This is a genomic window from Streptomyces sp. 12E (assembly GCF_055633275.1).
The window spans coordinates 6,674,084-6,696,943 of the sequence record NZ_JBVNCJ010000001.1 but is presented as its reverse complement, the minus strand read 5'-3'; the positions used below and the strand labels follow the sequence as shown (position 1 = coordinate 6,696,943).

General features: G+C 74.1%; 23 protein-coding genes and 1 pseudogene. 9 read left to right on the top strand and 15 right to left on the bottom strand.

Annotation, left to right across the window (positions count from 1 at the left end; genetic code table 11):
* The first annotated feature begins 8 nt into the window (after positions 1-8).
* Genes ACZ8ZB_RS30735 through ACZ8ZB_RS30725 form a run of 3 tightly spaced genes read left to right on the top strand, consistent with a single transcriptional unit; the run spans position 9 to position 3,685 of the window.
* Positions 9-1,307, top strand: a complete 1,299-nt coding sequence (locus tag ACZ8ZB_RS30735) for a bifunctional glycosyltransferase family 2/GtrA family protein (protein ID WP_470740866.1) — start codon at positions 9-11, stop codon at positions 1,305-1,307.
* Positions 1,304-2,569, top strand: coding sequence for a hypothetical protein (locus ACZ8ZB_RS30730; RefSeq protein WP_470740865.1), 1,266 nt, complete (start codon positions 1,304-1,306; stop codon positions 2,567-2,569). The genes ACZ8ZB_RS30735 and ACZ8ZB_RS30730 overlap by 4 nt, the downstream gene beginning before the upstream one ends.
* 15 nt (positions 2,570-2,584) lie before the next feature.
* Entirely contained in the window at positions 2,585-3,685 is a 1,101-nt protein-coding gene (locus tag ACZ8ZB_RS30725) for a CapA family protein (protein WP_470740864.1), read from the top strand.
* Between the two features lie 209 nt (positions 3,686-3,894).
* Here ACZ8ZB_RS30725 and ACZ8ZB_RS30720 read toward each other — a convergent pair whose 3' ends face one another.
* The 4 genes from ACZ8ZB_RS30720 to ACZ8ZB_RS30705 all read right to left on the bottom strand — a co-directional run bounded on the left by ACZ8ZB_RS30720 (position 3,895) and on the right by ACZ8ZB_RS30705 (position 8,805).
* Positions 3,895-4,932: a hemolysin family protein gene (locus tag ACZ8ZB_RS30720; protein ID WP_470740863.1), complete on the bottom strand. Its 1,038-nt coding sequence runs from the start codon at positions 4,930-4,932 to the stop codon at positions 3,895-3,897.
* Positions 4,929-6,266, bottom strand: coding sequence for a hemolysin family protein (locus ACZ8ZB_RS30715; RefSeq protein ID WP_470740862.1), 1,338 nt, complete (start codon positions 6,264-6,266; stop codon positions 4,929-4,931). The genes ACZ8ZB_RS30720 and ACZ8ZB_RS30715 overlap by 4 nt, the downstream gene beginning before the upstream one ends.
* Before the next feature lie 179 nt (positions 6,267-6,445).
* Positions 6,446-7,471, bottom strand: a complete 1,026-nt coding sequence (locus ACZ8ZB_RS30710; RefSeq protein WP_470740861.1) for a hemolysin family protein — start codon at positions 7,469-7,471, stop codon at positions 6,446-6,448.
* Entirely contained in the window at positions 7,468-8,805 is a 1,338-nt protein-coding gene (locus tag ACZ8ZB_RS30705; protein ID WP_470740860.1) for a hemolysin family protein, read from the bottom strand. The genes ACZ8ZB_RS30710 and ACZ8ZB_RS30705 overlap by 4 nt, the downstream gene beginning before the upstream one ends.
* Before the next feature lie 290 nt (positions 8,806-9,095).
* Between ACZ8ZB_RS30705 and ACZ8ZB_RS30700 the strand changes: the two are divergent.
* Positions 9,096-9,320 (top strand): annotated as a pseudogene (locus tag ACZ8ZB_RS30700) (sporulation protein); the annotation flags it as partial.
* A gap of 159 nt (positions 9,321-9,479) precedes the next feature.
* Complete coding sequence (locus tag ACZ8ZB_RS30695) at positions 9,480-9,935, top strand: tellurite resistance TerB family protein (protein ID WP_470741619.1); 456 nt, start codon at positions 9,480-9,482, stop codon at positions 9,933-9,935.
* Positions 9,936-9,972: 37 nt separating this feature from the next.
* On the opposite strand, the gene ACZ8ZB_RS30690 is transcribed toward ACZ8ZB_RS30695, so the two are convergent.
* Together ACZ8ZB_RS30690 and ACZ8ZB_RS30685 are read right to left on the bottom strand one after the other, a co-directional pair.
* The gene (locus ACZ8ZB_RS30690; RefSeq protein ID WP_470740859.1) at positions 9,973-10,905 is read right to left on the bottom strand and encodes a M56 family metallopeptidase; all 933 of its coding nucleotides are present in this window, start codon (positions 10,903-10,905) and stop codon (positions 9,973-9,975) included.
* 6 nt (positions 10,906-10,911) lie between these two features.
* The gene (locus ACZ8ZB_RS30685) at positions 10,912-11,298 is read right to left on the bottom strand and encodes a BlaI/MecI/CopY family transcriptional regulator (RefSeq protein WP_470740858.1); all 387 of its coding nucleotides are present in this window, start codon (positions 11,296-11,298) and stop codon (positions 10,912-10,914) included.
* A 144-nt stretch (positions 11,299-11,442) separates the two neighbouring features.
* Between ACZ8ZB_RS30685 and ACZ8ZB_RS30680 the strand changes: the two genes are divergently transcribed.
* The 4 genes from ACZ8ZB_RS30680 to ACZ8ZB_RS30665 all read left to right on the top strand — a co-directional run bounded on the left by ACZ8ZB_RS30680 (position 11,443) and on the right by ACZ8ZB_RS30665 (position 13,687).
* Positions 11,443-11,706 (top strand): twin-arginine translocase TatA/TatE family subunit, encoded by a 264-nt coding sequence (locus tag ACZ8ZB_RS30680; protein WP_470740857.1) that lies wholly within the window; start codon positions 11,443-11,445, stop codon positions 11,704-11,706.
* Positions 11,707-11,852: 146 nt separating this feature from the next.
* The gene (locus tag ACZ8ZB_RS30675; RefSeq protein ID WP_470740856.1) at positions 11,853-12,308 is read left to right on the top strand and encodes a Crp/Fnr family transcriptional regulator; all 456 of its coding nucleotides are present in this window, start codon (positions 11,853-11,855) and stop codon (positions 12,306-12,308) included.
* A gap of 5 nt (positions 12,309-12,313) precedes the next feature.
* Positions 12,314-12,769, top strand: coding sequence for a BON domain-containing protein (locus ACZ8ZB_RS30670; RefSeq protein ID WP_470740855.1), 456 nt, complete (start codon positions 12,314-12,316; stop codon positions 12,767-12,769).
* An 81-nt stretch (positions 12,770-12,850) separates the two neighbouring features.
* A complete protein-coding gene (locus ACZ8ZB_RS30665) occupies positions 12,851-13,687 on the top strand; it encodes a pyridoxamine 5'-phosphate oxidase family protein (RefSeq protein WP_470740854.1) in 837 nt (278 codons plus the stop codon).
* Between the two features lie 94 nt (positions 13,688-13,781).
* On the opposite strand, the gene ACZ8ZB_RS30660 is transcribed toward ACZ8ZB_RS30665, so the two are convergent.
* The 9 genes from ACZ8ZB_RS30660 to ACZ8ZB_RS30620 form a co-directional block, all read right to left on the bottom strand.
* Complete coding sequence (locus ACZ8ZB_RS30660) at positions 13,782-14,474, bottom strand: response regulator (RefSeq protein WP_470741618.1); 693 nt, start codon at positions 14,472-14,474, stop codon at positions 13,782-13,784.
* 309 nt (positions 14,475-14,783) lie between these two features.
* A complete protein-coding gene (locus tag ACZ8ZB_RS30655; RefSeq protein ID WP_470740853.1) occupies positions 14,784-15,233 on the bottom strand; it encodes a pyridoxamine 5'-phosphate oxidase family protein in 450 nt (149 codons plus the stop codon).
* A 140-nt stretch (positions 15,234-15,373) separates the two neighbouring features.
* Complete coding sequence (locus ACZ8ZB_RS30650) at positions 15,374-16,258, bottom strand: SGNH/GDSL hydrolase family protein (protein WP_470740852.1); 885 nt, start codon at positions 16,256-16,258, stop codon at positions 15,374-15,376.
* A 470-nt stretch (positions 16,259-16,728) separates the two neighbouring features.
* Positions 16,729-17,598: a universal stress protein gene (locus tag ACZ8ZB_RS30645; protein WP_470740851.1), complete on the bottom strand. Its 870-nt coding sequence runs from the start codon at positions 17,596-17,598 to the stop codon at positions 16,729-16,731.
* Positions 17,599-17,869: 271 nt separating this feature from the next.
* Positions 17,870-18,673 carry a GvpL/GvpF family gas vesicle protein gene (locus ACZ8ZB_RS30640; protein WP_470740850.1) on the bottom strand — a complete coding sequence of 268 codons (804 nt, stop codon included), beginning with the start codon at positions 18,671-18,673 and terminating at the stop codon, positions 17,870-17,872.
* Positions 18,670-18,984, bottom strand: a complete 315-nt coding sequence (locus tag ACZ8ZB_RS30635) for a gas vesicle protein K (RefSeq protein WP_470740849.1) — start codon at positions 18,982-18,984, stop codon at positions 18,670-18,672. Before ACZ8ZB_RS30635 ends, ACZ8ZB_RS30640 begins: the two co-directional genes overlap by 4 nt.
* A gap of 37 nt (positions 18,985-19,021) precedes the next feature.
* The gene (locus ACZ8ZB_RS30630) at positions 19,022-19,951 is read right to left on the bottom strand and encodes a gas vesicle protein (RefSeq protein WP_470740848.1); all 930 of its coding nucleotides are present in this window, start codon (positions 19,949-19,951) and stop codon (positions 19,022-19,024) included.
* Positions 19,944-20,411 carry a gas vesicle protein gene (locus ACZ8ZB_RS30625; RefSeq protein WP_470740847.1) on the bottom strand — a complete coding sequence of 156 codons (468 nt, stop codon included), beginning with the start codon at positions 20,409-20,411 and terminating at the stop codon, positions 19,944-19,946. Before ACZ8ZB_RS30625 ends, ACZ8ZB_RS30630 begins: the two co-directional genes overlap by 8 nt.
* Before the next feature lie 405 nt (positions 20,412-20,816).
* The gene (locus ACZ8ZB_RS30620) at positions 20,817-22,358 is read right to left on the bottom strand and encodes an alanine/glycine:cation symporter family protein (RefSeq protein WP_470740846.1); all 1,542 of its coding nucleotides are present in this window, start codon (positions 22,356-22,358) and stop codon (positions 20,817-20,819) included.
* Positions 22,359-22,860: the final 502 nt, after the last annotated feature.

The window sequence follows — 22,860 nt, the reverse complement described above, 5'->3', positions numbered from 1 at the left end:
AACCCGCCATGAGAACCGCGAGGCGGCCGGCACCGGCCGGCCGCCGCTCATCCGCCGCGTCCGCTGCGCAGGCGGCGCTGGAGCGCCGGGCGCCGCTGCCGGCGCACCATCCGGAACCCGTCCTGGACGTGGTCGTGCCCGTGCACAACGAGGAGAACGACCTGGAGCCCTGTGTCCGGCGGCTCCACGCGCACCTCGCGGAGACCTTCCCCTACGCCTTCCGGATCACCGTCGCCGACAACGCCAGCACGGACCGCACCCCGGCGATCGCCGCGCGGCTGGCCCGGGAGCTGCCGGGGACGGAGTGGATACGGCTGGCCGAGAAGGGCCGCGGCCGGGCCCTGCACACCGCCTGGTCCAGGTCGTCCGCACCGGTGCTCGCCTATCTGGACGTGGACCTGTCCACCGATCTCGCGGCCCTGCTGCCGCTGGTGGCCCCGCTGATCTCCGGGCACTCGGACATCGCGATCGGCACCCGTCTGGCCCGCGGTTCCCGGGTGGTGCGCGGACCGCAGCGGGAGATCATCTCCCGCTGCTACAACGGGCTGCTGCGCGGCACCCTCGCCGTGCGGTTCTCCGACGCCCAGTGCGGTTTCAAGGCGGTCCGGCGGGACGTCGCCGAGCGGCTGCTGCCGCTGGTGGAGGACCGGGGATGGTTCTTCGACACCGAACTGCTGGTGATCGCCGAACGCGCCGGGCTGCGCATCCACGAGGTGCCGGTGGACTGGGTGGACGACCCCGACAGCCGGGTCGACCTCCTGCCCACGGCGCTGGCGGACCTGCGCGGCATGGCCCGGCTGGGGCGTGCGCTGGCCGGCGGCCGGCTGCCGCTGGACGTGCTGCGCCGCCCCGGGGAACTCGACGGGGCCGCCGGGCTGCCGCCCGCGCTGGTCCCGCAGCTGGTCCGCTTCGCCGCCGTCGGGGTGGCCAGCACCCTGTTCCACCTGCTGCTGTACAGCCTGCTCCGGCCCGTCGCGGGCGCCCAGGCGGCCAACGCGCTCGCCCTGCTGGCCAGCGCCATCGCCAACACCGCCGCGAACCGGCGGCTCACCTTCGGGGTGCGGGGCCGGGCCGGGGTGCTGCGCCATCAGCTCAAGGGGCTGGCGGCGTTCCTGGTCGGCCTCGCCCTCACCAGCGGTTCGCTGGCCGTGCTGCACCGCACGGCGCCCGGGGCCGGGCCCCGGGTGGAGCTGCTGACGCTGGTCACCGCCAACCTCGCCGCGACCCTGCTGCGCTTCCTCCTCCTGCGGGCCTGGGTGTTCCCCGGCCGTCGCTCCCGCCGTACGACAGGATCCCCGACCTCATGACCACCGCCCCGGCCGGCCCGGCCCTGTCCCCCGTGCCCCGGTCCGAGACCGTTCCGCCGGCCACCCCGGACCCGCGCGAGCGGCTGCGCCGCGCCGTCGCGCACCACGGACCCGTCCTCGCGCTGTACGGCGTGCTGAAGCTGGCGGGCTTCGCCGTCTTCATGTTCCTGCTGGACTCGGCCGGCGACTTCCGTGAGAAGCATCCGCGCTTCGGCGGCGGCGCCCGCCCCTGGGACGTCCTGGGCAGCTGGGACGGCTGGTGGTACCAGCAGATCGCCCTGCACGGCTACGACCCGGCGCTGGAGCCGATACCCGGCGCCACCGGACTGATCACCCTCGAGGGCAACTCGGCCGCGTTCTTCCCGTTGTACCCGGCGTTGATGCGGCTGGTCTCGGAGGTCACCGGGCTCGGCCCGTACGGCGCCGGCATGACCGTGTCGGTCGTGTTCTCCTTCGTCGCGGCGCTCGGCATCCACGCCGTCACGGCCCGGCTGGGCGGGCGCAGGGCCGGTCTGGTCGCCGTGGGGCTGTGGGCCGTGTGGCCCGGCTCCGGCGCGGAGTGGGCGGTGTACTCCGAGTCCGTGTACACGGCGCTGGCCGCCTGGGCCTGCTACGCCGTGATGACCCGCCACTGGCTCACCGCCGGGGTGCTGACCTTCGCCGCCGGGCTCGCCCGGCCCACCGCCGTCACCCTGGTCGCCGCCCTCGCCGTCGCCGGACTGCTCGCGGTGCGGCGCCGCGAGGAGGGCGTCCGCCGTCCGCTGGTCGCGGTGGTGATCGCCCCGCTGGGCGCGGCCGGCTATCTGGGCTGGGTCGGGTACCGGATGGGCGACTGGGGCGGTTACAACAAGCTCCAGGACGGCGCCTGGGCCCACAAGTTCGACTGGGGCCGGCACAGTCTCGACGTGCTGACCTCGGTGCCCGTCGGGCACTTCGACTACCGGTTCGCGATGCCGATGGAGGACGTGATCGGGGTCGGGGTGGTGCTGCTGGTGCCGGTGCTGACGGTGCTGCTGGTACGGCTGCGCCCACCCGCCGTCCTCGTCGTGTACACGGTGCTGTCGTACCTGATGGTGATGGCCACCCAGCAGTACTTCGGCAACGTCTCCCGCTATCTGCTCCCCCTGTTCCCGCTGTTCGTCCCGCTCGCCCTGGCGATGCGCCGGCTGAAGTGGCCCTCGCTGGCCGCGGTGCTGGGCACGGCGGCCCTGGCCTCCGGCTCGTACGCGGGGTACGTCCTGTTCGAACTGGGCGTGCCGTAGCCCTACGGTGGAGTCATGGGCGCCGGGACGGTGACGCTGTTCCTGTGCGGGGACGTGATGCTCGGACGCGGGGTCGACCAGGTCCTCCCGCACCCGGGTGATCCCGCGCTGCGGGAGGACTGGATCCGGGACGCCCGCGGCTACGTGGAGCTGGCCCGGGCCGTGAACGGCCCGGTTCCCCGGCCGGCCCCGTTCCCGTGGCCGTGGGGCCGGGCGCTGGAGGTGCTGGCGGGGGCCGCCCCGGACGTGCGGATCGTCAATCTGGAGACCTCGGTGACGCGGAGCGACGCGTTCGCGCCGGGGAAGGCCGTCCACTACCGGATGAGCCCGGCCAATGTGCCCGCCGTGACGGTCGCGCGGCCCGACGTGTGCGTCCTGGCCAACAACCACGTGCTCGACTTCGGACGCCCGGGGCTCCGGGAGACGCTGGACGTGCTGCACGGCGCGGGCCTGAGAACGGCGGGCGCGGGACGGGACGCCGACGAGGCGTACGCGCCGGCGGTGGTGCCCGTCGACGGCGGCCGGGTGCTGGTGTTCGCCCTGGGGGCGATGTCGAGCGGCATCCCGCCGAGCTGGGCGGCGACGGCGGAGCGGTCCGGAGTGGCGTACCTCGCGGAACCTTCGGCCGCGGCGGCGGAGGCGGTCGTCCGGCGGGTACGGCGCGTGAAGCGTCCCGGCGACGTCGCGGTGGTGTCCGTGCACTGGGGCTCGAACTGGGGCCACCATGTGCCGCGGAGCCATGTGGGCTTCGCCCACGCGCTGGTCGACGGGGGTGTCGACGTCGTCCACGGCCACTCCTCGCACCACCCCCGCCCGGTCGAGGCGTACCGCGGCCGGCTGGTCCTGTACGGCTGCGGCGACTTCGTCGACGACTACGAGGGGATCACCGGGTACGAGGAGTACCGCGACGACCTGCGGCTCGCCTGTCTGCTGTCGGTCGCCCCGGACGGCGGGCGGCCGTCCGGGCTGCGCATGGTGCCGCTGCGGGCGCGGCGGATGCGGCTGGAACCCGCCGCGGAGGACGAGCGTGCCTGGCTGCGGGAGACCCTCGACCGGATCAGCGGCGTGGGCATCGTCCTCGGCGCCGACGGTGCGCTCGCCCTCGCCCCCCGGTGACCGGTCCGGCCGCGCCCGGCGGGGAGGCCCGCGGGTCCGTCCGCGGACGCCCCGGTGCGCGTCGGCCGTACGGCGTGCGCAGCCGCGGGGGCGGCCGGTGCCGAGACGCGTCCGGGCGGTGAGGCGGCGGCCGCCGTGCCCGGCCGGCACGACGGACGACGCCGCCGGACGGCCGGGTGACGGCCCGGCCGGGGACCGCCGTCACACCGTCACGCCGTCCACGGCTGCGGCTGCGGCTGCGGCTGCAGGAAGCGGGCCAGCAGGTCGTCCAGGCTCACCATGCCGGTGAGCCGCCCGGAGCCGTCGCGGACCACGGCCAGCGAGGCCCGGCGGCGGCGCAGCAGGTCGATCGCGTCGGCGACCGTGGCGTCCCCGGTCAGCTCGGGCACCGGGCGGGCCAGGGCGCGGGCGCCGGCCGCCCGCCCCCGGGCGCGCGCCACCACGGCGTCACGGGCGTGCACCGAGCCGAGCACCAGGCCGCGCTCACGGACCAGCAGGCGGGTGCGGTCACGGGCCGCGGCGACGCGCAGGATCTCGTCGACGCCGGCGCCGCCGTCCACCGAGACGATCTCGGAGGCCGGCACCTGCAGCTCCCGCACCGGGGTCTGCGGTTCGGTCAGCGAACGCGTCAGCAGCTCCGAGTCCGTCTCGCTGATCAGGCCGAGCCGCTCGGACTCCGCCACCAGGTGGGTGAGCTGCTCCCGGTTGTGGACCGAGGCCAGCTCGTCGCGCGGGGTGACCCGGCACAGCCGTACCAGGACGTTGCTGACCGCATTGAGCAGCCGGATCAGCGGCCGGACGGCCTTCACCACGGCCCGGAAGGGCGGCGACAGCAGCATCGCGGACCGCTCGGGGTGGGCGATGGCCCACGACTTGGGGGCCATCTCGCCGACCACCATGTGCAGGAACACGACCACGATCATGGCGACGGCGAAGGCGACGCCGTAGCTGACCGCGCTCGGCAGGCCCAGCTCGTGCAGCAGCGGGTCGAGCTCGTGGGAGATCGCGGGCTTGGACACCGAGCCCAGGCCCAGGGTGCACACGGTGATGCCCAGCTGGGCCCCGGCCAGCATCAGGGACAGCTCGCGCATACCCGCCAGAGCCGCTCCGGCACCGCGCCGGCCCTCGGCCGCGGCCTTCTCCATGCGGTGCCGCTTGGCGGCGACCAGCGCGAACTCGGCGGCCACGAAGAATCCGCTGCCGATCAGCAGCAGCACGGTGACGAAGAGTGCCATCGGGAAACTCATGCCTGCTCCTCCGTCCTACGGGCCGTCCGCTCGAGGCGCACGCGGTCGGGCACGTGCCGGTCGAGGGTGCGCACGTCGATCACGGCGGCGGCGCCGTCGGGCAGCTCGACCGTGAGCCGGTCCCCGACGGCGGGAAAGCGGCCGAGCCGGTCGACGATCAGGCCGGCCACGGTGTCGTAGTCCTCCTCCTCGGGCAGTTCGACGCCGGTGGCCTCGGCCACCTCGTCCAGCCGGCGGCCCGCGTCCACCAGCCAGCCGTCGCCGTCCGCGACGGCGACCGCGGTGACGGTGTCGGTCTCGTCGGCGATGTCGCCGACCAGTTCCTCGGCGATGTCCTCGTAGGTGACGATGCCGGCCACGCCGCCGTGCTCGTCCAGGACGACCGCGAACTCGTCGCCCCGCTCCCGCATCTGGGTCACGGCGTCGGGCAGCGGGAGGGTGTCCGGCAGCAGCAGGGGGCGCCGGGCGAGAGCGCCGGCCGTGGTGCTCTCCAGGCGGTCCGAGGGGAGGTGCATCAGCTCGGCGACCCCAAGGACACCGTTGACGTCGTCGGGGTGGTCGCCCAGCACCGGGTAGTTGGAGTGGCCGTACTCGGCGATGAGGTCGACCGCTTCGGCGGCGGTGGCGTCCTGGCGGACGAAGACGGCGTCCACGCGGGGCACCATCACCTCGTCCAGCGTCCGGTCGGAGAACTCCAGGGCGTGGTCGAGCAGCGCGGCGGTGTCCTTCGGCAACGCGCCCTGCTCGTGGGACTCGCCGATCAGATGGCCCAGCTCCTCCAGGGTGGCGCCGTGGTGCAGCTCCTCCACCGGTTCGATGCCGACCCGGCGCAGCAGCCCGTTCGCCGCCGTGTCGAAGATCCGCACGATCGGGCCGACGACCTTCAGATAGGCCAGCGTGGAGCCGGCCAGCGCCTTCGCCAGCCGTTCCGGCACGGCGATGGCGAGGTTCTTCGGGGCCAGCTCGCCCAGCACCATCTGCACGACCGTGGCCAGCACGAAGGCCAGCACGACCGCGATGCCGCTCACGGCCGCGTCGGGAAGGCCGATGCCGGACAGCGCGGGCCGCAGCAGCGCGGAGACCGACGGCTCGGCGATGAAGCCGACGACCAGTCCGGTCACGGTGATGCCGAGCTGGGCGCCCGACAGCATGAAGGACAGCCGCTCCAGCACCTTCAGGGCGCGGGCGGCCCTGCGGTCGCCGCCCTCGGCCTCACGGGCCAGGGCGAGGCGGTCGGCGGAGACGTAGGCGAACTCCTGGGCGACGAAGTAACCGGTGCCGGCGGTCAGGACGAAGACGGCCAGCAGGCCCAGGAGGGCGTTCGCGGCACTCACCGGCGTGCTGACCGCGAGGGGTCGTCCCGCCGCGTGCCGTGGTCAGGTGCCGCTGGGCGGGATGGTCGGGGACCGTGCCCCGGGGGGTCCGTCGGTCTGGCGGACAAGGACGTGCTCCTTCTGTGGGTGTGCGGTGTGTCAACGATTCCGGCCGGCGTGTTGTTCCCGGCCGGGGCGGGTCAGGCGGTGGCGGGGGCCGCCGGTCCGACCAGTTCGGACAGTACGTCCTCCATGGTCACGAAGCCGAGGACCGTGCCGCTCTCCCCCACGACGGCGGCGAGGTGGCTGCCCTCGGCGCGCAGCGTGGTGAGGGTGTCGTCCAGCGGGGTGTCGATGCGCACCCGGGTGACCTTGTGCAGCGCGCCGCGCGGGAAGGGCCGGTCGCGGTCGGCGGCTCCGAGGGTGTCCTTGATGTGCAGGTAGCCCAGGACCGCGCCGTCGGGGCCGGTGACCGGGAAGCGGGAGAAACCCGCCTCGGCGGCGAGGCGTTCCAGTCCGGCGGGGGTGATCGTGTGCGCGGCGGTGCGCATCCGCGGCGCGGGGACGAGGATCTCGCCCACCGGGCGGGTGCCCAGCTCCAGCGCGTCGCGCAGCCGCTCCCCGTCGGCGGGGCCGAGCAGTCCGGCCTCACTGGAGTCGACGACCATCCGGGCGAGCTGGTCGTCGGTGAAGACGGAGCCGACCTCGTCCTTCGGCTCGACGCGCAGCAGTTTCAGCAGGGCGTTGGCGAAGGCGTTGACGCCGAAGACGAACGGCTTGAGGGCCCGGGTGAGCGCCACCAGCGGCGGGCCCAGCAGCAGGGCGCTCGGCACGGGCGCGGCGAGCGCGATGTTCTTGGGCACCATCTCGCCGATCAGCATGTGCAGATAGGTGGCGAGGGTCAGCGCGATGACGAAGGCGATCGGGTGCACCAGGCCGTGGGGGATGTGGGCCGCCTCGAAGACGGGCTCCAGCAGACGGGCGATGGCGGGTTCGGCGACCGCGCCGAGCACCAGGGAGGAGACGGTGATGCCGAGCTGAGCGGTGGCCATCATGGCGGACAGGTGCTCCAGCGCCCACAGCGTCAGCCGGGCCCGTTTGTCGCCTGTCCGGGCGCGCGGTTCGATCTGGCTGCGGCGTACCGAGATCAGGGCGAACTCGGCTCCGACGAAGAACGCGTTGGTCAGCAGGGTCAGGGCGCCGATGGCGAGCTGCAGTGCGGTCATCGGGCTTCCTCCAGGAGCCGGCCGGCGGGCGCCGCGGCCGGTGCGGTGATGCGTATCCGGTCGGCACGGTGGTGCTCGACCTCCAGCACCTCGAGCCGCCAGCCGTCGAGGTCCAGCACGTCCCCCGGGACGGGGATGCGGGCCAGGCGGGTGGCGATCAGTCCGGCCGCGGTCTCGTAGGGGCCCTCGGGCGCGGTGAGTCCCACGTCCGTGAGCCGGTCGAGGCGGACGCTGCCGTCGGCCTGCCACACCGCGCGCCCGTCGGCCGTCGCCGGGGCGGACGCCAGGTCGGGCGCCTCCAGGGGGTCGTGCTCGTCGCGGACCTCGCCGACGACCTCCTCGACGATGTCCTCCACGGTGGCCACGCCCGCCGTGCCGCCGTACTCGTCGATGACCACGGCCATGGTGCGGTGCGCGCGCATCCGCTCCAGCAGCCGGTCGGCGGTGAGGCTGTCCGGGACCAGCAGGGGCGGGGCGGTCAGGTCGGTGACGGGCGTGCCGGCGCGCTTCTCCGGGGCCAGGGCGAGCACGTCGCGGATGTGGACGGTGCCGACCACCGCGTCGAGGCTGTCGCGGTAGACCGGGAAGAGGGACAGGCCGGTGGCGTGGCTGAGGGCGGCGGCGTCGGCGGCGGTGGCGTGCGCCTCCAGGGCCTTGACGTCGACCCTCGGCGTCATCACGTTCTCGGCGGTCAGCTCGCTCAGGTGCAGGGTGCGGACGAAGAGTTCGGCGGAGTCCGCCTCCAGGACGCCCTCGGCGGCCGAGTGCCGGGCCAGTGCGCCCAGTTCCTCGGCGGTGCGGGCGGAGGCCAGCTCCTCGGCGGGCTCCAGGCCGAGACGCCGTACGAAACGGTTCGCGGTGCTGTTCAGATGGCCGATGAACGGGCCGAACGCGGCGGTGAAGACGCGCTGCGGACCGGCGACCACCTTCGCGACCGCGGCCGGCCGGGAGATCGCCCAGTTCTTGGGCACCAGCTCGCCGACGACCATCAGCACCACCGTGGAGGCCAGTACGCCGAGCAGGGTGGCCGCCGTCGGGGCGGCGCCGCCCAGGCCGGCCGCGCGCAGCGGTCCGCGCAGCAGCGCCGCGAGGGACGGCTCCGCCAGCATGCCGATCACCAGCGAGGTGACGGTGATGCCCAGCTGGGCGCCGGACAGCTGCAGCGTCAGCTGCCGTACGGCCTTCAGCGCGCCGTCGGCGCCGCGCTCACCGGCCTCGGCGGCACGCTCCAGGTCACCGCGCTCGACGGTGGTCAGGGAGAACTCGGCCGCGACGAACACCGCGCACGCCAGGGTCAGCAGCAGGGCGAGCAGGAGCAGCAGGATCTCGGTCACCGCGTCACCCCCGCTCCCTCGGGGACCGCGGGGCCCGGACGGCAGGAGGTGGCACGGCTGCTACTGGGGGGATCACCCATCGGGAGATCGTCGCTCCTTCTCAAACGCGTGGGACGACATGCGGGGAAGCAGGATGTCCCGGCTCCGCACCAACTGTAAAGGAGACGCAAAGTCTCTCCTGATCGATCCCCTGTGATTCTACTCGATTGTAGAAGACGTATCGCGCGCCGCCGTGTGCGCGACACCCGCCTTCCACGGATCACACGCACGTTCAAGGAGCGGACGCCGCCATGGCGTTCAAACGACCGCTCGGCTCGCTCGGCGTGGGCGGCCCCACCGTCGACAGGGTGCTCGAACCCGGTCCGGTCAGACCCGGCGGCGCGCTCACCGGCCAGGTCCACCTCAAGGGCGGCCAGGCCGGTTTGGACATCGAGGGCATCACCCCGGAGCTGGTGGCGCGGGTCGAGGCCGAGCACGAGGAAGGCGAGCGGGAGGGCACCGTCGCCTTCGGCCGGTTCCCGGTCGGGGCATGGTCGCGGCGGAGGCCGTGGACGAGGTCGGGGACTTCTTCGAGGGCGAGGAGGAGGGGGGATGACTTCTACATTAGTGTAGAAATAAATGGGCGCCCGGAGCTCGTCGGTCCGGGCGCCCTCCCGACCACGTACGGAGTGCTCATGGCCCTGTGGGACCGCCTCAAGGAGTCCGCATCCCAGATGCAGACCCAGCTGACCGCCAGGAAGAACGACCTGAAGAGCGGCGCCTTCCGCGACGCGAGCATGGCGATGTGCGCTCTGGTGGCGGCCGCCGACGGGACGGTCGACCCGTCCGAGCGGCAGCGCGTGACCCAGCTCATCGTCACCAACGAGGTGCTGCAGAACTTCGACGCCGACAACCTGCGCCGCCGTTTCGAGGACAACATCGGCAAGCTGACCGCCGACTTCGCCTTCGGCAAGGTGAGCGTCCTGCAGGAGATCGCCAAGGCCGGGAAGAAGCCCGCCGAGGCGCGGGCGGTCATCCAGATCGGCATCGTCATCGGCGGCGCCGACGGCGACTTCGACAAGGACGAGCGGGCCGTGGTCCGCGAGGCGTGCTACGCCCTCGACCTGCCGCCGCACGAGTTCGACCTCTGAGCGGCCCCGGCCCCGCGGCGGGCGGCCCGCCGCGGGGTCACAGGGGGGTGGCCGCGTAGAGGATGAGGACCATCGTCACGGTGGAGTTCGCGGACGACATCGCGGAGGCGGCAGTCCCCGCGGCGGCGCCCCACGCCGCCAGGCCCACCGAGGTGAACACCGACGGCCAGCGGCGCGCCGCCGGAGCGGGTCCGAGCAGGGCCGCCACCCGGCGCGGCACCGGGCCCGCCGCCGCGAGGCCCGCCAGCGTGGCCACCGGAGCACCCCGGGAGACCAGGGCCGCCCTGCCGATCGCATACGCCACGGTGCGGCGGCTGCCGACCGTCCGGGCCGCGTCCTCGTCCGCCCACCGCTCCGCCGTGTACGCCACCGCCGTGCGCAGCGGACGCAGGAAGGGGTTGGCCCGCGCGGCCAGCTGGACGGCGAGCAGGAAACGGTGGTGACGGGCGGCCAGATGGGCCCGTTCGTGGGCGAACAACGCCCGCCGCTCGGCCGGCTCGAGACGCTCCAGCAGCGCCGTGCTCACCACGATGCGGCCCCGCCGGCCGCCCGGCAGCGCGTAGGCGTAGGGGACCTCGTCCGGCAGTACCGCCGCCTCCGTCCCGCGCAGCCCGGCCAGCGCCCGGTGGGCACGGCGGCGCACCCGGCCGTGCCGCCACAGCGTCCGCGCGCACGCCACGAGCACCGCGCACAGGGCGGGGATCGCGGCCTTGCCGGCCACCTCGTCGTACGGCACCGCCGCGCGCACCTCGGGATCGGACCAGCCGTCGGGCAGCGGATTCCCGGGCAGCTGGGCGGTGCCGACCACCATGACCAGTCCGAGACACACCGTGCTGCACACCGCCATCGTCGCCGCCACCGCGGTCAGCAACCGGGTCGCCGTGCGCGGGTGCAGATGCTGCTCGGCCAGGCGCGCGACCGGCCACGCCGTCAGCGGCAGCACCAGCGGCAGAAAGACGAACACCCCCATGAGGTCTCAGTCTTCCCCTTCGCCCACCGGCCGGCCCAGCAGTTCCCGCAACAGCCGTTCGTCGTCCGGCCCGAGACCGGTGACGAAGCTGGCCAGCACCGCCTCCCGGTCGCTCTCGGCGTCCAGCACCCGGCGCATCTTGTGAGCGGCCAGACCGGCATGATCGGAAGCCGGGGTCCAGGCGAAGGACCGGCCCGCCCGCTCCCGGGTGACCACGCCCTTGGCCAGCAACCGGGTCAGAATCGTGATGACCGTCGTATAAGCCAGGTCCCCGCCCAGGCGCTCCTGCACCCAGCCGGCCGTCGCCGGTCCGTCCGCCTCCCTCAGCACCGACAGGACCAGCGCCTCCAGCTCACCCTGCCCCCGCCGCCGAGGGCTCTGCCGTTCAACCACACCCCGCCTCCCTTCCACCACCGCCTGTTTCCCGAGCGGACATCGTATAGACGCCCTCGGCCCCCGCACGCCACCCCACTCACATCTACAGTGATGTAGATTCCGTCTGGGCCGCCCGTGCCACGGAGAAGGAGCATTGCACCCATGTTCGGACTGAGCGAGCTGGCCGTCATCCTCATCGTGGTCATAGCCCTCCTCGCCGCCAGAAGGCTCCCGGACCTCGTCCGCTCCGCGGGCAAGTCGGCCCGCATCCTCAAGGCCGAGGCCCGCGCGATGAAGGAGCAGGAGGACACGGCGCCCGCGGCCCCCCGGATCATCCAGGGGGAGACGCTGCCGCCGCCCACCACCGGAGCCGGGCGGCCCGGACACACGGGTGACACGCCGCCCGAAGGCCGGCCGGCCCGCTGACGGGAGCCCCGCCCGCCGATGGGCCGAAGGTCCCTCGGCCGGGGCCGGACGGCCCGTGGCTCCTCCCGCCGTCCGGGCACACGCTGGTCCCGGGGCACCGAAGCCGCCGTCCGGCTGCGGCGGCCGGCACGAGAGGAGACCGGGCGATGACATCCACCACCACTCTGACCGCGGGTCTCCCGGCCGCGTACCGCGACGTGCTGATGCGGCACGCCCACGAGGTCTCCTTCGCGGCCGGGGCTCGCCTGTTCGAGGAGGGACGGCGCGCCGACCGGTTCTGGATCGTCCGGACCGGAACCGTCGCCCTCGACCTGCAGGTCCCCGGTCACCGCGCGGTCGTGATCGAGTCGCTGGGCCACGGCGAGCTGATCGGCTGGTCCTGGCACCACCCGCCGCGCATGTGGCACCTGGGCGCCGGGACCACGAGCCCGGTACGGGCCTGGGAGTTCGACGCGGAGGCCGTACGGGCGCTGTGCGACGAGGACCCGGAGTTCGGCCGCGTGATCGCCGTGTGGGTCGGCCGGGTGGTCGCCCAGCGACTGCACACCACCCGGGTCCGGCTGCTCGACCTGTACGCCCCCTACGGCAGCGGAAGCAGGTGACGACCGTGAACGGCGGACCGTACACCGGGAGCGACGTCATGACGCGCGCCGTCGTGGCCGTCGGCCGCGACACCCCGTTCGAGGACGTCGCCCGGCTCATCGAGGAGTGGAAGGCCAGCGCGCTGCCCGTGCTGGAGGGCGAGGGGCGGGTCGTCGGCGACGGGGGCCCGCTCGAGGGCGTCGTCAGCCGGGTCGACCTGCTGAAGGTCTTCCTGCGGACGGACGAGGAGATCGCCGGGGAGGTCCGCCGGGAGATCGTCGCCCGCCGCTTCCCGGCCCCGTCCGGACCGGTGGGGGTGGAGGTGGCCGACGGGGTGGTCACCCTCACCGGCCGCGTCCGGGACACCTCCCTGGCACCGGTCGCCGCCCGCGCGGTGCGCGCCGTCGAGGGGGTGGTCGACGTCGGGTTCCGTCCCACGGACGGCGCGCCGGGACCGCGGCGCGCCGGGACCGCCGGCTGAGGGACGGGGGCCCGACCGGGTGCCGTTCCCCTCGTACGGGGAACCTCGCACTCATCGGACCGCGTGGAAGGAGCGGCGATCATGCGAGCTCACCTCGGCGACCACCTCGTCATCGAGAGTCCGGAGACCGGCGCCGCCCGGCGCGACGGCGAGATCGTCGGACTGCGCCACGAGGACGGCACACCCCCGTACGACGTGCGCTGGTCGGACACGCACGAGGTGTCGCTGGTGTTCCCCGGGCCCGACGCCCGCGTCAGGCCCCCCGGGCACGAGCCCGACCCCGGTGACATCGGCCGGCGGGTGGCCGCCGAACGCGAGCGGCGGGGCCTGAGCCGGGAGGAGACGGCCCGCCGCGCCCGGATGTCGCCGGACTACCTGGCCTACCTCGAGGAGCACCCGGGCGATCCGAGTCAGGCGACCCTCGTCCGGCTGGCCGGGGCGCTGGACACCAGTGTCCGGGCGTTGCGCGGCGGCGGAGTCGATCTGCCGCCCGGCCGGGGCGCTGCGCTGCTGCACCCGGAGCTCCACGACCTCGCGCCGGAGGAGTGCCGCGCCCTGCTCTCCACGCACGGTGTGGGGCGCGTCGCGGTGACGACGTCCGAGGGGCCCGCGGTGGTCCCGGTGAACTACGAGGTCGTCGACGGCGCGATCGTGTTCCGGACCGCCCCCGGCTCGGTGCCCGCGGCGGCCGTGGGATCGGAGGTCGCCTTCGAGGTCGACCACCTGGACGAGGCCATGAGCCGGGGCTGGAGCGTGCTGGCCGTCGGCCCCGCGCGGGAGGTCACGGAGCCCGACGAGACACGACGGCTGGCCGAAGGCGCCCACACCCTGCCGTGGGCCGGGGGCGAGCGGGAGATGTGGGTGTCGATCCGGCCCGCCCGGCTCACGGGACGACGCATCACGCCCGCCGGTCACTGAGCGGACAGGGCCCGCCGGGCGGGCGGCGCCCGGCGGGCCCTGCCCGCGGTCCTGCCCGGACACGGGTACGGTCGGCGCGGCTCGGCGCGTGCCGTCAGCGGCCCTCCTGCCGCAGCCGGTCCTGGACCTGGGTGGCGATGACGGCGGCCTGGATGCGGCGCTCCACGCCGAGCTTGGCGAGCAGCCGGGAGATGTGGTTCTTGACCGTCTTCTCGGCCAGGTACAACCGCTGGCCGATCTGGCGGTTGGTCAGTCCCTCGCCGATCAGGGCCAGGATCTCGCGCTCCCGTTCGGTCAGCCCGGGCAGCGCGTCCGGCTGCTCCTCCTTGCGCGGTCCGCCGCGCAGCCGGGCCATCAGCCGGGTGGTGGCGCTCGGGTCGAGCAGCGACTGGCCGCGGGCCACCGTACGGACGGCGGTCACCAGGTCGGAGCCGCGGATCTGCTTCAGCACGTACCCGGCCGCGCCGGCCATGATCGAGTCGAGCAGGGCCTCCTCGTCGTCGAACGAGGTCAGCATCAGACAGGCCAGGTCGGGCATGGCCGAGCGCAGTTCGCGGCACACGCTCACCCCGTCCCCGTCCGGCAGCCGTACGTCCAGGACCGCGACCCGGGGGCGCAGGGCGGGGACGCGGACCAGGGCCTGCTCCGCGGTGGCGGCCTCGCCGACCACGGTGATGTCCGGTTCGTCGTTCAGCAGGTCGTGCACTCCGCGCCGGACCACCTCGTGGTCGTCCAGCAGGAAGACCCGGATCGGGCTGCCGGGTCCCGGCTGCTCGCCGTCCGCCATCGACTGCTCCTCGTTCCGCGCTGTGTGATCGTCCACGCCGTCGGGATCCCCCGGCCCTCACATCTTGCGCAACGCGGGGACGGGAGACCAGGGCCGATCGGCCCCACTGCCCCGGACCGGACCCGCGGCGGCGAGCACCGGGGGCCGGCCGGCGGACCGGTCCACGGCGCGTCAGGCGCCCGGTCCGGCGGGAGGACGCGCCCGTCGGCGGGCGGGGCGGCGGACACGGGCGGGAGCCGGCCCGGCGCGGGGACGCGGAACCCGCCCTCCCGGACGACGGGACCGACCGCCGCGCCCCGGTGGCGGCCGTCATCCGTCCGCGACCGCCAGGCTCACCCCGTACAGGGAACGTCCGCCGACGAGCTCGCGCCCGGTGACCAGTTCGGCCTCGACCCGGACGAAGACCTCCCGCGCCGAGGGCGCCCAGGAGACCGGTCCGGTGCGGACCAGACGGCGGTGCTCGGCGGGATCGGTCACCACCGCGGCCGGGCCCGTGACCACCACGCTCCAGCCGGCGTGCCGGGCGGCGTCGACGTCGTCGGCCTCGAAGGCGACCACCGCGCCGTCGACCGCGCGGACCAGTTCGGAACCGGCGGCGGCACGCAGCAGGACCGCCCCGTCGGCGTCCAGGCGGAAGTCGACCGGCAGCACGGCGGGCAGGGCCCGGCGCGTGAAGACGATGCGGCCGACGGGCGCCCCGGCCATCAGCCGCAGGCACTCCTGCCGTCCGAGTTCACGGAAACCGTCATCGGGGTACATCCCAGCCCGTCCTTCGCCTGGTGCAGCGGTCCTGCGCCCTTCCACCTTGTGCCGGGCACGGCCGGAAGGCGAGGGCCGACGGTCCCGTTCCTCCCGGCGAACGGCCCGGCCGCCGTCGCGCCCGCTTCACACCGCGGGAGTCACGAGGCCTTCGGGAGCGCGGTGTCCGCCCCGCGGACGGCCGCGGCGAGGACGTCTCCGATCGCCCGGGCCCCCGAGGCGTTGGGATGCAGGGGCGCGGCCGGACGTGCGGGGACCAGGCCCTCGATGTGGCGGTCGGCGGGGGCGGCGCAGATGTCGTGTCCGATCCCCGGGGTGTAGGTGTCGACGAAGGCGGCGCCGTGTTCCTCGGCCGTGCGCCTCAGTACGTCGCTGAGGTGGTCGATCACGCCCTGGAGGTAGTCGGCGTCCTGCTTCCAGAAGGGCTGGGCGGGATGGCAGCCGCCGGGACGGAGGTAGTTGCCGTAACCGACGACGAAGACCCCGGCGTTCGGCGCGCGCCGGGCGATCTCGTCCAGCACGGTGCCGAAGACCGGTGCCCAGGCGTCGATGCGGGCCCTGACCTCGTCGGCGCCGCCCGCGGTGTTCTCCTCCGCACAGCTGGTGCCGTAGGGCTCGGGCAGGATGTTGACGCAGCCCAGCGCTTCGCCGAAGACGTCGGTGTCGTTGCCGCCGATGGTGACGCTGACGATGTCGGTGGCGGGCGTCAGCGCGTCGTACTGGGGTGCGGTGCCCGGGTACTGGGACGTGCTCAGATGGTCGGCGGTGGCGGCGGAGCAGGTGACGTCGGTGAGCCGCGCGCCGAGCTTCTCGGCCGCGACGTGCGGGTAGCCGGACAGGGAGCGCAGGCACATCGGGTCGGCCGGATCGGGCGGCGGCACCAGTGGGGCGGCCGCGTAGGAGTCGCCGAGCGCGACGTACCGGGGTGGTTCGGCCGTGGTCGACGCGGCCGTGACCGGTGGCACGGCCGACAGGGCGCCGGTGGCCAGCGCGGTGGCCAGGACCATGCGCAGGGTCGTCTTCAAGGACGCCTCCGTCCGACGGGTCGGGATGTACGGGTCTGCCCCGCGATGAGCATGCCCGAACGGGCATGCCGTCGCACGGCGGACCACGGCCGACTACTCCCGCTGGATGACGGTGCGGGGTCCGCCGGTCGGCGCCCGGGAGCGCCTTCGGTTCCGGACGCCTGTCACGGCCGGTACGGCCGACGGCGCGGTCCGGTGCGGCGGGGCGGGACTCTCCTGCCGCCCGGCGCGCGGACCCGGCCGGCAGGCCGGTCGTCCCTTTGCCGCAACGCCGTTCGAAAGCCCGCCACCGCACGCGCCGGGAAGCCCCGGAGGATCCCGTGCGGGAGAGGTCCGCCCCGCCGCCCCACGCAGGCCGGCCCCCGGCCGTGGACGACGGGCGGGGCCGCTCCGCGGCCGACGGGCGCCTCCCCGGCTCCCGTACGGGCCGCCGAGGCCGTCCTCGGCGGGAGGGTCTCGCTCCCGGTGGGTCAGTGACGGGGCACGACGGCCACGGGACAGCCGGTGTGCCGGATCACGGCGTGGGTGACCGGGCCGGTGCGCGGCGTCCGCGGGCGGTCGGTGAGCCGGCGCCCGACGACCAGCAGTTCCGCACCGGACGCCGCCTTCACCAGGGCCCTGGCGGGCCTGCCCTCGGCCACGGTCTCGAGAACCTCCACGTCGGGGTACTTGTCGCGCCACACCTGGAGCACGGCGGACAGGAAACGCAGCCATTCCTCGGCCCGCTGCGGACCGCCCACCAGGCCGACCTCACCCGGTCCCGGGGTGAGCGGGTCGGGCGCGCGCCAGGCGTACAGCGCCCTCAGCCGTGCCCGGCGCCGGCGGGCCGCCTCGAAGGCGAACGCGATCACCTCGTCGCACGGCTCCGCGACGTCGACGCCGAGCACCACGTCCCGGCGGCCGGCGCCGGACGCTTCCCCCGCCGTGCCGGCCCGTACGAGGACGACGGGACGGGTGGCCCGCGCCACGACTCCGAGCGCGACCGGGCCCACGAGCAGCCCGGTGACGCGGCCCGGCCCGCGCGAGCCCAGCACCAGCGCCTCGGCGTCGCCCGCCGCCTTCACCAGGGCGGCGGTCGCCGGTCCCTCGACCTGCTCGTCGTAGGGCCGTGCCTCGGGGCAGGCGGCCAGGACGCGTTCCTCCGCCGCCCGCAGGACTCGCCGCGCCCGGTGCCTCTCGGCCGCACGGGCGATCTCCGTCCCGTCCTGGCGCGGGTGTCGGTTCCGCACGTGCAGCAGCCGTAGCGGCCGCCCGCTGCGGACGGCCTCGCGGGCCGCCCACTCGGCGGCGGCGAGGCTCCCGGGTGAACCGTCGACCCCGACGGCGACAGGTGAGAACATCACGTACACCTCCGGAAAAGGCCTTCTCTCCCGATGACAGGGTCACGCGGGCGGCGGCGACCGGGACAGGGGCCGCCCGGGCCCGCACGGGGGGCCATCGGGCCCGTGCCCCCCGTGCGCCGGGGTCCGGCGGGCCCGAACGCCCCGGAGACCGGCGGCGGGCCGGCCAGATCCCCGTCCGGCCGGCGGGTGCCCGGTGCGTCCGCGTTCCGCGCCTCGGCCGGGGGCTTCGGCGTGCGGACCCGTGACCCGCACCTCGTCCCGCACGCCTCTAGGGGTGCTCCGCGTACTCCTGGGGCCGGGTTTCGGCGAAGGAGTACGGAGGCCAGGGGCCCAGGAAGCGGATGCGGAGGGCCGGCTGACCGGCTCGCGCGTCGCTCAGAACGGCGCCGACGGCGTCGATGTCCTCGCCCCGGACGAGCAGGGCCGCGGACAGGACGTCCGTCTCGTCGTCGGCGCGCCGGGTGAACGCGCGGTCGCGGAGGTCCTCGGCGACCGACAGCAGGCGGCGGCGTATCCCGGCGTGCAGTGCGTCGGCGAGTTCCCCGGCCGCCTCCCGTGCGCGCTGCTCCCGCTGCTTGGCGAGCAGCCTCCGCATGCCGGGGGACCTGCCGCCGCTCCCGTCCTCCGGCGTGTCCCTCACCGGGTCGCCGGCGGTCACGGCCGCGCGGTCCAGGGTGATCTCCACCCTCAGTTCGCAGCGGCCCGCCAGCGCCTCGAGCCGGCCGGTGAGGTCGTCCTCCTGCTCCCTGATCCAGTCGGCCAGGCACTGCTCGGCGCTCCGGCCGGAGGCGGGGTCGTCGGCGACCAGGACGTTGAAGGTCATCGGCAGGAGGCCGCCGGTGCGCTCCCAGACGGTGGTGACCGCCCGGCTCTGTTCCGCCACCCAGCGGCGCACCTGCTCGTCGCCGCCCTGGAAAGGGGCCGGTGCGGCGTCGTGCACCAGTGCGGCGACGCCGGTGCCGGGGACGCCGACCACGCGCACCGGGCGCCCGTCGAGCCCCGTGACGCCGTCGGCGGCGTCCCGCCGGTCCGGGATCACGGCGTACACGTACAGCGCGGTGTGCTCCGTCATCGGCCGGCCTCCTCCGCCCAGCGCCGGGGGTTGATCAGCTTGTCCACGACGTCGTCGACCACGTCGTCCAGGCCTCGGTGCAGGTCGGCGACCGAGGAGACGATGCCGTGGTCCTCCTTGATCTGCTCCATCGCCTCGTCCAGCTCCAGCAGGGCGTCCGCCAGGCGCTCGGCCTCCTCGGGGCTCAGGTCACCGCCTTCGATGCGGCGCAGGGCCTGCCGGTCCAGCGCCTCCTGGATGACCTCCACCAAGGTGACCACGAGGGAGAGCACCCCGTGTTTCAGGCTTTTCTCGTCGACGGTCAACGGCATGCCGTTCTCCCACCCTTCCTGTGCTGTGCCGAGTTCGTCATCCGACGGCCGCCACGGGGGAGACGGCGTTCAGCCGCTGCTCCCAGGCGACCGGATCGTCCGCCGCGAGCCGCACCTCGCCGTCCGCGGTGGTGCCGACCACCAGGACGTCGCCCCCGCCGGCGGGGGCGTGCCCGGGCAGCCGTCGCACCCCGGTGATGTCGGCCGTGGACAGCACCAGCGCCGGCCTGGAGTCCACGGGCGACTTCCAGACCAGCCGGTCGGCGGTCAGCCGCGCCTGCCCACCGCGCCACACCGGACCCGAGCGGCGCGGTTCCTGGAACCACAGATGCCCCTGGGCGAGCGGAGGCTCCTCGTCCGGGGCGGGCCCGCGCGGGAGGGCGGGCGCCAGGCGCCCGGCGCAGGCCCGGGTGAGCAGGTCGTGCAGTTCCTCGGGCGCCCGCGCGGAGAGCAGTTCCCGCCGGCCGTCGGCCGACGTCACCTCCACGCGCAGGCGTTCCTCGCCCCCGACGGTCCGCTCCGGCACCAGCCGCACGGCGCGCACCGCGGTCAGCTCCGTCTGCCAGAGGATCTCGCGCGGTTCGTCGCGCAGGACGACGAGACGCTGATCGGTGAGGTGGACGGTGCCGGGCCGCCACCCCTTGTAGACGTCCCCCCTCAGCAAGTGGCCGCCGCTCATCGTGCGGACGACGCTCTCGCCCTCCCGCAGCCCGAGGGCGCGGCGCGCGACGGACCGCTCGGCCCAGGCGCGGGTGGCCTCGTCCCAGTGGCGCATCATGCCGTACTCGAGCATCGTCTCCATCCCCGCGACGGCGGCCCGGACCGAGACGCCGATCAAGGGGATGTCGGCCACTGCGACGATGAGGTCCAGGTGCAGCACCGCGCCCTTGTTCAGCAGGACCTCCACCAGGTCGTCCAGGGTCACCCGCGGGTCCCGGACGGGCCGCATCGGAGGCCGGTCAGCCATCACGCCGCTCCGGCTCCCGTTCCGCGCGGGAGGGCGGGCCGGTTTCGGCGGTCCCGCTCCCGTCGACGGCGGCGGCGCGGTCCTCACCGGCCGTCAGGACTCCCGGGGTCCGTCCGGTGTCCTCCTCCGCCATCCGGGCCTGGGCGCTGCGCCAGCCGCACCAAGGGCACCACTGGTTCAGCAGCTGCTCCACGGGAGCGCGCTTGCCGCAGGCCGGGCAGGTCTCCTTCTCCTCACGGGACTGCCGCCACGCGGCGGTCTCCGTGTCCGTGCCGGAGGGGAACTCCAGCCCGTAACGGGCGGCGGTCTCGAACGAGGCCAGCGCCGCACGCAGCCGGATGCCCAGCAGCTCCACCCCGGCCACCGAGACCATGATGTCGGCGTTGAGGACGAGCCCCTTGTCCAGCAGGGTCTCGACCACGTGCGCCAGGCTGCCCTCACCGTCCCGCCGGGGCTGCATCGGAGCGACGCCCCCTCCCGGCAGCCCGCTGGCGGACGAAGACGGGGGGACCCCGGACGGACGCCCGCCGTCACTCGACGTCAACCTCTCGGGATAGCTGCTCATTGCAAGCGTTTAACCGCGCTCCCGCTCCTCACACCCCGCGGGACGACGGGAGTCGCCCCCGAACGGACCCACCGGCACCACGGGAGCGATGACACCGGTCGGGAGCGGACGCCGGGAACCGTGTCGCCCCACCCTCATCGTCTTTCGAGGCATGCCTCCGGAGCGCATTCCACCTGCGGGAACCGACAGGAGGAGGACAAAGCGAGCGGGCCCGCCCACACCAAGGCGCGAGGTGTGCGCGGGCCCTCCCCGGCCTTCGGCCGGGAACGCCCTCGAGGAGCCGGGCCGCAGGGGGTGCGGTCAGACGGTGCTCTTCATCGACTCCCGGTCTTCGCCGGACTCGTCGTCCGCGATCTCGCCGGCCTTGCGGGCTCGGACGTGTTCCAGGAAGGAGGCGAGCTCGCGCTTGACGACCGGGGCGAGGAGGTAGAGGCCGATGATGTTGATGACGGCGAGCATGAACAGCACGGCGTCGGCCAGGTCGATCAGGGTCTGCAGGGTCAGCAGGGAGCCGGCGACCGCGAACACGGTGTAGACGACCTTGTACGTCACCTCGCTGGCCCGGCTGCGGCCGAAGAGGTACGTCCACGCCTTGAGGCCGTAGTAGCCCCAGGTCAGCACCGTGGAGATGGCGAACAGCAGCACCGCGACGGTGAGGACGTACGGGAACCAGGGCAGGACGGTCTCGAAGGCGTCGGAGGTGATGGTGACGCCGCCGATGTCCTCGCCAGCGCGCGCCTCGCCCCAGCTGGCGGGGTTGGCGATGACGATGGTCAGCGCGGTCATCGTGCAGATGACGACGGTGTCGATGAACGGCTCCAGCAGGGCGACCAGGCCCTCGCTGGCGGGGTGCTTGGTCTTGACCGCGGAGTGGGCGATGGGGGCGGAGCCGAGGCCGGCCTCGTTGGAGAACGCGGCCCGCTTGAAGCCGATGATCAGCGCGCCGAGCACACCGCCGGCGACGCCCTCGGGGTTGAAGGCGCCCTCGATGATCGTGGCGATCGCGTCCGGGACGGCGGTGACGTTGACCAGGATCACGGCCAGGCACGCGGCGATGTAGATGCCGGCCATGGCGGGCACGAGCCTGCTGGTGACGTTGGCTATGGAGCGGATGCCGCCGAGCAGCACGATGCCGACGAGCGCGGCGACGAGGACGCCGAAGAACAGCGCGCCGGCGGAGGAGCCGAGTGCGCCGTCCTCGCCGCCGGTGACGGAGACCAGCTGCGCGTAGGACTGGTTGACCTGGAAGAGGTTGCCGCCGAAGAGGCCGAAGAACAGGATCATGAAGGAGGCCAGGACCGCGAGGACCTTGCCGAGCTTCTTGCCGCCCGCGCCGAAGCGGTCGGCCAGGCCCTTCGGGAGGTAGTGCATGGGGCCGCCGGAGACGGTGCCGTCGGCGTGCACCTCCCGGTACTTCACACCGAGGGTGACCTCGACGAACTTGGTGGCCATGCCCAGCAGGCCGCACAGGATCATCCAGAACGTGGCGCCGGGGCCGCCGATGGAGACGGCGACGGCCACGCCGGCGATGTTGCCGAGACCGACCGTGCCGGAGACGGCGGCGGTCAGCGCCTGGAAGTGGTTGACCTCGCCGGCCGACCCCTTCTCGTCGTACTTTCCGCGCACCACGTCGAGGGCGAGCCCGAACTTGCGCAGCTGGACGAGACCGAACCAGCCGGTGAACACCAGACCGGCGACCACCAGCCAGGCGACGATGAGCGGAAGGTCCGTACCCCCGACGGGAACGGCATAGAAGACGACTTCCCCGAGCCAGGTGGCTATGGGCTCGAAGAATCCGCTGACGGCCTCGTCGACGGACCGGGTGATGGAGTCGAGTGACACTATGGCTACCTCGATGGCGCAGGACCGGCGCACAGCGAACTGTGCCGGGACGGTGTGCTGTCGTTGAGCGAACGCCGCTGTCCGATCGGCGATCCCGGGGCCTGCTCCGCGGACTCGGAGCGTGATCACCCTGGTCATGCAGTCGGCGCGTGTGCCGACGCCCCGTGTGATGGCGAGGGGTGGTGCCACCTGCGGAGTTGCGCAGTTCTACCACGGTCTTCACGAGATGTTTAGTGACGCATCCCACATGACCATGAGTAATCGGCGAAAGCGCCAGGAAGCGATGCGAGACCGTTATGCGGACGGCTCGACCTCTTCACCGGACACCGCTCTGCCGAGTCCGGGGCGGTGAACCGAAAATGTCCCCGGTCGGACAGGGGATCGGTGCGTCGATCGAGGCCGGCCGGCTCCGGTTCGAGGGCTTGCGGTACGGCGGCGGGCCCGGTGCCCTGCCGTGCGTGGAACGCTCCGGCCGCCCGTCTTGCGGTGCGTGGAGGGACGA